This is a genomic window from Streptococcus mitis SK1080, assembly GCF_000220085.1.
Lineage (GTDB): Bacteria > Bacillota > Bacilli > Lactobacillales > Streptococcaceae > Streptococcus > Streptococcus mitis_K.
This window is the reverse complement of record NZ_AFQV01000028.1, coordinates 25,846-35,302: the sequence shown is the minus strand read 5'-3', so window position 1 is coordinate 35,302 and position 9,457 is coordinate 25,846. Positions and strand designations below refer to the sequence as shown.

Below are 9,457 nucleotides of genomic sequence, written 5' to 3'. Positions count from 1 at the left end.
ATTTCCGATTTCAGAATCCCAAAGAAGGACTCCATCATACCATTGTCTGAGCTGTTACCCTTACGTGACATGGATGCTTGAATTCCCTTACCTTCAAGAAATTGATGATAAGAATCGTGTTGATATTGCCAACCTTGGTCACTATGGAGAATCGTATTCTCGTAGCATTTCTCTGTGAATGCCTGTTCCAACATTGTTTTTACTTGTTCTAAGTTGGGTGAAGTTGAAAGATTATAGGCGATAATTTCGCTATTAAAGCCATCTAAAACTGGTGATAAGTAAAGCTTTTGAGTACTTGCTGGAATGGCAAATTCTGTCACATCTGTGTAGCACTTTTCCATTGTTTTAGAGCCTTCAAATTGACGTTGAATGAGATTCTCTGCCTTCTTACCCACATCTCCTTTATGAGAAGAATATTTTCGTTTCTGTCGCATTTTAGCTTGTAAATTGAGTACTTCCATCAAGCGTTGAACTCTTTTATGATTTACCAGATAACCACGATTTCTTAATTCTAAATGAACCCGACGATAACCATAATTTCCCTTGTGTTCGATAAAAATGGATTGAATTTCAGCTTTAAGCTCTTGGTCCTTATCTGGTTTATCTAGCTGTTTCAAGTGATAGTAGTAGGTCGAACGAGCTAGTTTAATGACTCTTAGAAGAATATCTAACGAAAACTCAGTCATTAATTCTTGAACAATTTCTGTCTTTCTTCTTTCTCTTTTTCCTCCTTCAATCGGAGTTCTCTTAACTTTTTTAGGATGGCATTCTCCGCTCTCAGGTACTCATTTTCTGCTTGAAGACGTTCTAATTCTGTCCTCTCTTCAGGTCTCTTTTTTGGCTTACGTCCCATTTTAGGTACTCTCCCTCTTGTTTTCTCAACAATAGTATACCCGTTTTTCTTGTATTGTGCTAGCCAATTAAGAAGTATCGTACGACTTGGGAGACCGTATTCAAGAGAAACTCTATCTCTAGTCCAGCCTTCATGTATGACTTTATCAATCATTTCTTGTTTTAAATCAGGAGAATAGTAACGATTTTTTCCTTTTTTTGACGAACTCTATTCCGTAACGATCAATCAATTTAATCATGTACCTAATATTAGAGTTGTTTATCCCAAATGTATTTGAAAGCTTCTCTAAGCTATATCCTTGTTTTCTAAGTTCATAGATCTGAACTTTATCATCATATGTTAATTTCATAATAAAAATACCCCAAAAGTTAGATTTTTTCTGTCTAACTTTTGGGGTGCAGTTCATTCACTAAATTACCGTTTTTATTTGAATTCTATTACTATTAACTACCTAATACTACTACTACCAATATTGCTAATATTAGTAGCAATTACCCTGAGGCCATCGTTTGTAAATTGACCCAAAACGTCAAATCCGTCATAAATTCCTTTATAAATAAAGAGTCCTAAAATTATAGATGAAATAATAATACTTGCACAAATAAAATATGTATGTTTTTTTCATTCATAATATCAATCCTCCTTTTTATTTGTATTCGCTTACATTTTATCATATAATGTTATTGTAGTCAAGAAAAATGTGCTATTATGTTAAAAAATATTTTTCAAAATATAAATGGACTGATTTATTTTGGATACTATTTATCATTTTGACCTGCCTCTATATAGGTAACCATGATTTATTTCCTCTCAATCATCAAGAATTCTCTTTTCGTGGTAGCGTTTGGGGTCTGGTACTTGCCTTATTTCACTTGCTATTTATTGATAAGTTTGTTATCTCGAATCGAAAATAAAGATTAGAACTATGCTTGACTGCCTACTTTTATGATTGATTTTGGAGGGAAGATTTTGTCTCTGTTATTTATTATTTTAAATTTGTTTATCTTGTACAAGATCTATTCTTTAAGGCGGGAAAAATCGAAATACTTGATTTATACGGCCTATATCATATTTGGGGCAAATGTACTATATGGTGTTCAATGGTTATTAAGAGAACTGATTTCAACTATTTCCACTTAATATGTATGGAAGCTCCAGTGATTTTTGCATAACAAAACGCATAAGATTAAGGTTTTGACCACCTGTTCTTATGCGTTTTCGTAATATTGAAGATTTTCGGTAAGTTTTATACCTTTGGGAAGTATAGTTTAGAGTACTTTCCCAACCAGAATCTCTGCCTCAATGGTAATCTCTGTCAGTTGGCTCCAGTCAATCTTGCTCTGGTCGATGTGAAAGAGGAGAGGAGTCATACTGAGTAGGGCTTGGAGCTGCTCTGCTGTGATAGGCTTGGTTAGTGAGGCAGTTTTACTGGATAAGATAGTGAAGTTGTTTTGGAAATGATTTTTGATATCTTGGTTGGAATAGTCCTTGTTTGTCAGCTGGTCTTGTACCTTCTGACGGATTTCCTTGAGGTGATTTTTAGTTGGGATAACCTTTATCAAGATACCGTCTTTGGATAAAACGCGACGAAATTCTCCATAGTTGGCAGGTGAAAAGATATCAAGCAGGATATCCATGCTAGTGTCTTTTATAGGGAGACGTGCCAAGTCGCCAACGAACCAATTGACTGCCCAGTTTGGTTCAATCTTGGCAGCGATTTGGACGGAATCTTTGGAGATATCAAAGGCATAGAAGGTTTTGTCAGGATGCCTTTCTTGAAGCTTGCGAGAATAGAAACCTTCGCCACAACCGATATCTAAAATTGTTTTGGTAGTTTTTGAGCTTGCAAGTAAGTCAGATACAGCATCTAAAATAGCTTGGTAAAAGCCGGCTTCTAGGATTTGTTGACGGTTTTGAAAATTTTCCTTGTCGTAGTTAGCAGATTGCTTGATTTGAGGAGATAGATTGACATAGCCGAATTTTGCTAGGTCAAAAGAATGCCGATTCTCACATTTAAGACTAGACTCTACCAAGGCCAGATTTTCTTGGCAGATAGGACAGGCAAAGGCGGTCGCAGAAGCGAAGCGTTGAAGTTTGGGTTTTAGGTTTGTATTCATAGTTTAAGTGTATCAAAAGAGGCTAATGAAAGCAACTTTAGGATGATTTGTAATAGAATTAAATAGTAGTATAATTACTTTTCAAACTACCAAAATTAAATTGCTTTTATATAAAAATTAATATATAATAATAGCTAGGAGGAAATAAGTATGTTAAAAGAAGTATTGAGCGTCGCAAAAGTTGCGAAAAAATCATCACTCTTTTTAGGTGGTGTTGCATTTGGTACCCTTGGTTTGAAAATCTTGGCAAGTAAGGAAGCTAAAAAAGGTTATTCTAAAGCTTTGGCTAAGGCTTACAAGTTGAAAGACGGACTAGATGCATCTGTTTCTGTTGTGAAACAACATGGAGACGATGTCTTGCAAGATGCCAAATATTTGTACGAGCAAGAGAAAAAAGAAGAGCAATTAGATAGCCTTATAGGGGAATAACATGTCTTTTAAAGTGCTACATAGAGGATACCAACATATCCGACTATCATCATCTTTCTCGCTCACCTTGGATATTCAAGACTATCTTCGTTCCTTGGCGAGAGATGAAAAGGGAATTGAGTCTATCCAGTTTTACATGGATCAACAGCACTTTACTCTACGTATAAAAGAAGGCTTTTCTGTATTAGATAATGCAGAAGCCTTTTTAAAAAGAATTGATAAAGGGAAAGTTTCGGAGTTGATGACTCTTCCCATTCGTAGAGAAGAGAGTGCTTATTCTATTGTTTCAGGTGCAGCGATTAAGCGTGTGCTTTTTCGTAGTCTTGTGCCGTATCCTATTCGCTATATATGGACTTGTTATCAGGCTTTTGGCTATATTAGAGAAGCCTATCAAACACTAGCGCGTAAGGAACTAACGATGGAAGTCTTGGACTGTTCGGCGATTTTATTGTCCTTGTTTATGAACCAATCCAAGACAGCTAGCAATATCATGTTTATGCTTGATTTGGGGAATCATTTAGATCAGTGGTCCTTGAAAAAAACTGCAACAGATTTAGAACAAAGCCTTCTTGCAAAAGAGAGCGATGTATTCCTAGTACAGGGTGATACGGTTGTTAGTATCAAGAGTTCCGATGTTCAAATAGGAGATGTCTTGATCTTATCTCAAGGAAATGAAATTCTGTTTGATGGACAAGTAGTTTCAGGTTTAGGTATGGTCAACGAAAGTTCCTTGACGGGAGAGAGTTTTCCAGTTGAAAAAAGAGAGTCTGATTCGGTTTGTGCAAATACAGTATTAGAAACTGGAGAGTTACGCATTCGTGTAACCGATAATCAGATGAACAGCCGGGTTTTACAACTGATTGAGTTGATGAAGAAATCTGAAGAAAACAAGAAAACGAAACAACGCTATTTCATCAAGATGGCGGACAAGGTCGTCAAATATAATTTCTTGGGGGCTGGGCTGACTTACCTATTAACAGGTTCTTTTTCTAAGGCTATCTCTTTCCTATTGGTCGATTTCTCCTGCGCTTTAAAAATTTCTACTCCTGTAGCTTATTTGACAGCTATCAAGGAGGGGTTGAACCGTGAAATGGTGATTAAGGATGGAGATGTTCTGGAGAAATACCTGGAAGTTGATACTTTCTTGTTTGATAAGACGGGAACAATCACAACTAGCTATCCTATAGTTGAAAAGGTGTTACCTTTTGGGGACTATAGTGAGGAAGATATTCTCAGAATCAGTGCCTGTCTTGAGGAGCACATTTATCATCCTATTGCTAATGCCATCGTCAAGCAAGCTGAGATAGAGGGAATTGAACATGAGGAAATGCATGGGAAACTCCAATATATCGCAAGCAAGGGGATTAAATCTCATATAGATGGGCAACCAGTTCTTATTGGGAATTATGTCTTGATGCAGGATGAACAGATTCATATCAGTTCAGAACAAAATGCTTTAATTGAAGAGTACAAGAGTCACTACAATCTCTTATTCTTGGCTTATCAGAATGAATTGATTGGAATGTTCTGCATTCATACTCCTTTGAGAAAAGAAGCAAAAGCAGCCTTGGAGAAACTTAAGGCACAAGGGAAAAAATTGATTCTGGCAACAGGGGACACCTTGGTTAGGACAGAGGAATTAGTCAAAGATTTGCCCTTTGATCAGGTTTATACAGATTTGAAACCTGATGGGAAATTTGAGTTAGTAGAGGAACTGCAGAAAGCAGGTCACACTATTTTGATGGTTGGGGATGGGTTGAATGACTCAGCTGCTCTAACCCTATCAGATATCGGTGTGGTGATGAATGAGAGTGCAGATATTTCTAAGCAGATGAGTGATATCTTATTGTTAGATAATCGTTTGGATTTCTTCCAAGAGTTGGATTGGCTATCATCATCTTTGCAAACACTCATCAAGAAGAATATTCAAGATACCGTTGTCGTAAATAGTAGTTTGATTGGCTTTGGCTTGTTTAATTGGCTCAGTCCTTCAAATCTTTCTATCTTACATAATCTAACAACCTTACGCATTGTACTGCGTAGCCTGTCTATTAAAAATAGATAGATGAGAGTTATTAACAGCAAAAAGGAGTTACCTTTCTCGAGGGTAACTCCTTTGTTTATAGATAAATGTTGAATAGTTTAGTAAGTCAATACAAAGTATTTTTTCTTACCACGACGGATAACAGTCAGTTCATTCTCTAACTTATCTGCGTCACTCAAGACATAGTCAAGGTCTTGGATACGGTCGCCATTTACGTAAATGGCTCCGTTTTGGACATCTTCACGGGCTTGGCGTTTTGAGTTAACTACACCAGCTGATACGAGCAGTTCTACGATATTGTGGTTTTCGTCTGCTTGAACGTGATAGTTTGGTACACCACGAAGTCCTTGTTTGAGCTCTTTGACAGAAAGATTTTTGATGTTTCCTGCAAAGAGTTGCTCAGTGATGTTGAGGGCTTCTTTGTAAGCTTCTTCTCCGTGAACAAGTGTAACGACTTCACGAGCCAAGACTTTTTGAGCCAAGCGTTCATGTGGCGCTGCTTCAAATTGTTTACGGATTTCTTCAATCTCATCAAGTGACAAGAAAGTAAAGATTTTCAAGAAGCGAACAGCGTCTGCGTCCATAACGTTCATCCAGAATTGGTACATTTCGTATGCAGAAGTCTTTTCAGGATTGAGCCAGACTGCGTTTCCTTCTGATTTACCAAATTTCTTACCAGTTGCATCTGTGATCAATGGAACAGTGATAACATGGCCAGTCTTGTCAGCCTTACGACGAAGCAATTCGGTACCAGCTGTCATATTTCCCCACTGGTCAGAACCACCGATTTGAAGAGTGACATTATGGTCTTGGTTAAGGACGAAGAAGTCGTAACCTTGCATGATTTGGTAAGCAAACTCAGTGTAAGAAATCCCTGTTTCAATTCGTTTTTTAACAGATTCCTTGCTCATCATGTAGTTGACAGTGAAGTATTTTCCGATATCACGGAGGAAGTCAATGAAGCTGATGCTGCCAAACCAGTCGTAGTTGTTGACCATGACAGCTTTATTTTCACCATTTTCAAAGTCAAGAAAACGAGAAAGTTGTCCTTGGATAGACTTGACCCAGCCATCTACTGTGTCTTTTGTTTGGAGACTACGCTCAGCATCTTTGAAGGACGGATCTCCGATGAGACCTGTAGCACCGCCAACGAGCGCATAAGGTTTGTGACCTGCTAGCTGCAAGCGACGACTTGTCAAGATTGCGACAAGGTGGCCTAGGTGAAGGCTGTCAGCAGTTGGATCGTAGCCAGTATAATAAGAAACTTGACCTTCTTCTAGGGCTTTACGCAAAGCTTCTTCATCAGTCGTTTGAAATATCAAACCACGCTCTTTTAGCTCATCAAAAATGTGCATGTGTCTTTTCTCCTTTTTAAAATTATTGTTTCTAACTATTGTATCACAAACTTGGGCAATAGCCTAGCAGAATAGGGAAGAAAGTGGCTATTTTATTGAAAGTTTCCCTTTTGTGGTATAATAGATAGAGTGAGGAAATCCATGCAAAATCAATTAAATGAATTAAAACGAAAAATGCTGGAATTTTTCCAGCAAAAACAAAAAAATAAAAAATCAGCTAGACCTGTCAAGAAAGGCTCAAGTGTCCAAAAATCTAAATCCTTAGAGAAGCCAGCCATTTTTCCAGCTATTTTACTGAGTATAAAAGCTCTATTTAACTTACTCTTTGTGCTCGGTTTTCTAGGAGGAATGTTGGGTGCTGGGATTGCTTTGGGGTACGGAGTGGACTTATTTGACAAGGTTCGGGTGCCTCAGACAGAAGAATTGGTACATCAGGTCAAGGACATTTCTTCTATTTCAGAGATTACCTATGCGGATGGGACGGTGATTGCTTCCATAGAGAGTGATTTGTTGCGCACTTCTATCTCATCTGAGCAAATTTCGGAACATCTGAAAAAGGCTATCATTGCGACGGAAGACGAACACTTTAAAGAACATAAAGGTGTAGTGCCCAAGGCGGTGATTCGTGCGACCTTGGGGAAATTTGTAGGTTTGGGTTCCTCTAGTGGGGGTTCAACTTTGACCCAGCAACTGATTAAACAGCAGGTGGTTGGGGATGCGCCGACCTTGGCTCGTAAGGCGACAGAGATTGTGGATGCTCTTGCCTTGGAACGCGCCATGAATAAGGATGAGATTTTAACGACCTATCTCAATGTGGCTCCGTTTGGCCGAAATAATAAGGGGCAGAATATTGCAGGAGCTCAGCAGGCAGCTGAGGGGATTTTCGGTGTAGATGCAAGTCAGTTGACTGTTCCTCAAGCAGCATTTTTAGCAGGACTTCCACAGAGTCCCATTACCTATTCTCCTTATGAAAATACTGGAGAGTTGAAGAGTGATGAAGACTTAGAAATAGGCTTGAGACGGGCTAAGGCAGTTCTTTACAGTATGTATCGTACAGGTGCCTTAAGCAAAGACGAGTATTCTCAATATAAGGATTACAATCTTAAACAGGACTTTCTCCCTTCAGCTACAGTCACAGGTGTGTCACGAGGCTATTTATACTTTACAGCCTTGGTAGAAGCTCAGGAACGTATATATGATTATCTAGTTCAGAGAGACAATGTCTCCGCTAAGGAGTTGAAAAATGAGGCAACTCAGAAGTTTTATCGCGATTTGGCATCCAAGGAAATTGAAAATGGTGGTTATAAAATTACTACTACCATAGACCAAAAAATTCATTCTGCCATGCAAAATGCGGTTGCTGACTATGGCTATCTTTTAGACGATGGAACAGGTCGTGTAGAAGTAGGGAATGTCCTGATGGACAACCAAACAGGTGCTATTCTAGGTTTTGTAGGTGGTCGTAATTATCAAGAAAATCAAAATAATCATGCCTTTGATACCAAGCGCTCACCAGCTTCTACTACCAAGCCTTTGCTGGCCTACGGTATTGCTATTGACCAGGGCTTGATGGGAAGCGAAACGATTCTATCTAACTATCCAACAAATTTTGCTAATGGCAATCCGATTATGTATGCTAATAGCAAGGGAACAGGAATGATGACCTTGGGAGAAGCTCTGAACTATTCATGGAATATCCCTGCTTACTGGACCTATCGCATGCTTCGTGAAAAGGGTGTTGATGTCAAGGGTTATATGGAAAAGATGGGTTACGAGATTCCTGAGTACGGTATTGAGAGCCTGCCAATGGGTGGTGGTATTGAAGTCACAGTTGCCCAGCATACCAATGGCTATCAGACCCTAGCAAATAATGGTCTATATCATAAAAAACACGTGATTTCTAAAATTGAAGCAGCAGATGGTAGAGTGGTGTATGAGTATCAGGATAAACCAGTTCAAGTCTATTCAAAAGCTACTGCGACGATTATGCAGGGATTGCTGCGAGAAGTTCTATCCTCTCGTGTGACAACAACCTTCAAGACGAATCTGACTTCTTTAAATCCTACTCTGGCTAATGCAGATTGGATTGGGAAGACTGGTACAACCAACCAAGATGAAAATATGTGGCTCATGCTTTCGACACCTAGATTAACCCTAGGTGGCTGGATTGGGCATGATGATAATCATTCATTATCACGTAGAGCAGGTTATTCCAATAACTCTAATTACATGGCTCATCTGGTAAATGCGATTCAGCAAGCCTCCCCAAGTATTTGGGGGAACGAGCGCTTCGCTTTAGATCCTAGTGTAGTAAAATCTGAAGTCTTGAAATCAACAGGTCAAAAACCAGGGAAGGTTTCTGTTGAAGGAAAAGAGGTAGATGTTACAGGTTCGACTGTTACCAGCTATTGGGCTAATAAGGCAGGAGCTCCAGCGACCAGTTATCGATTTGCTATTGGTGGAAGTGATGCGGATTATCAGAATGCTTGGTCTAGCATCGTGGGGAGTCTACCAACTCCATCAAGCTCCGGCAGTTCAAGTAGTAGCTCTAGCGACAGTAGCAACTCAAGTGCTACACGACCTTCTTCTTCAAGGACGAGACGATAAGTTCTATGAACTGTGCTAAATGAAGTGGCCAATCAATGGATTGCCACTTTTT

At 38.9% G+C, this 9,457-nt stretch carries 6 protein-coding genes and 1 pseudogene; 4 read left to right on the top strand and 3 right to left on the bottom strand.

Annotated elements, in window-relative coordinates; translation table 11 throughout:
- A pseudogene (locus HMPREF9957_RS12895) lies at nucleotides 1–1,202 on the bottom strand (IS3 family transposase); the annotation flags it as partial.
- A 349-nt stretch (nucleotides 1,203–1,551) separates the two neighbouring features.
- Between HMPREF9957_RS12895 and HMPREF9957_RS13655 the strand changes: the two are divergent.
- Nucleotides 1,552–1,767 (top strand): hypothetical protein, encoded by a 216-nt coding sequence (locus HMPREF9957_RS13655; protein ID WP_033685865.1) that lies wholly within the window; start codon nucleotides 1,552–1,554, stop codon nucleotides 1,765–1,767.
- Between the two features lie 354 nt (nucleotides 1,768–2,121).
- Here the strand turns inward: HMPREF9957_RS13655 and HMPREF9957_RS11465 are convergent, their stop codons facing one another.
- Nucleotides 2,122–2,970 (bottom strand): putative RNA methyltransferase, encoded by an 849-nt coding sequence (locus HMPREF9957_RS11465; protein ID WP_001095504.1) that lies wholly within the window; start codon nucleotides 2,968–2,970, stop codon nucleotides 2,122–2,124.
- A gap of 150 nt (nucleotides 2,971–3,120) precedes the next feature.
- On the opposite strand from HMPREF9957_RS11465, the gene HMPREF9957_RS11460 reads away from it, so the two are divergent.
- Both HMPREF9957_RS11460 and HMPREF9957_RS11455 read left to right on the top strand, forming a co-directional pair.
- Nucleotides 3,121–3,399 carry a DUF6110 family protein gene (locus tag HMPREF9957_RS11460; RefSeq protein WP_000910904.1) on the top strand — a complete coding sequence of 93 codons (279 nt, stop codon included), beginning with the start codon at nucleotides 3,121–3,123 and terminating at the stop codon, nucleotides 3,397–3,399.
- A gap of 1 nt (nucleotide 3,400) precedes the next feature.
- Nucleotides 3,401–5,464: a heavy metal translocating P-type ATPase gene (locus tag HMPREF9957_RS11455; RefSeq protein WP_000008780.1), complete on the top strand. Its 2,064-nt coding sequence runs from the start codon at nucleotides 3,401–3,403 to the stop codon at nucleotides 5,462–5,464.
- 77 nt (nucleotides 5,465–5,541) lie between these two features.
- Here HMPREF9957_RS11455 and tyrS read toward each other — a convergent pair whose 3' ends face one another.
- A complete protein-coding gene (gene tyrS / locus HMPREF9957_RS11450; RefSeq protein ID WP_000546877.1) occupies nucleotides 5,542–6,798 on the bottom strand; it encodes a tyrosine--tRNA ligase in 1,257 nt (418 codons plus the stop codon).
- Between the two features lie 141 nt (nucleotides 6,799–6,939).
- On the opposite strand from tyrS, the gene pbp1b reads away from it, so the two are divergent.
- On the top strand, nucleotides 6,940–9,405 hold the full coding sequence (gene pbp1b, locus HMPREF9957_RS11445) for a penicillin-binding protein PBP1B (RefSeq protein WP_001180985.1): 2,466 nt from the start codon (nucleotides 6,940–6,942) through the stop codon (nucleotides 9,403–9,405).
- Nucleotides 9,406–9,457 lie beyond the last annotated feature (52 nt).

What these genes read in the sequence shown, in the direction of transcription:
- HMPREF9957_RS13655 (WP_033685865.1), top strand. Translation starts at nt 1,552, where the DNA reads ATGTGCTATTATGTTAAAAAATATTTTTCAAAATATAAATGGACTGAT.
- HMPREF9957_RS11465 (WP_001095504.1), bottom strand. Translation starts at nt 2,970, where the DNA reads ATGAATACAAACCTAAAACCCAAACTTCAACGCTTCGCTTCTGCGACC.
- pbp1b (WP_001180985.1), top strand. Translation starts at nt 6,940, where the DNA reads ATGCAAAATCAATTAAATGAATTAAAACGAAAAATGCTGGAATTTTTC.
- tyrS (WP_000546877.1), bottom strand. Translation starts at nt 6,798, where the DNA reads ATGCACATTTTTGATGAGCTAAAAGAGCGTGGTTTGATATTTCAAACG.
- HMPREF9957_RS11460 (WP_000910904.1), top strand. Translation starts at nt 3,121, where the DNA reads ATGTTAAAAGAAGTATTGAGCGTCGCAAAAGTTGCGAAAAAATCATCA.
- HMPREF9957_RS11455 (WP_000008780.1), top strand. Translation starts at nt 3,401, where the DNA reads ATGTCTTTTAAAGTGCTACATAGAGGATACCAACATATCCGACTATCA.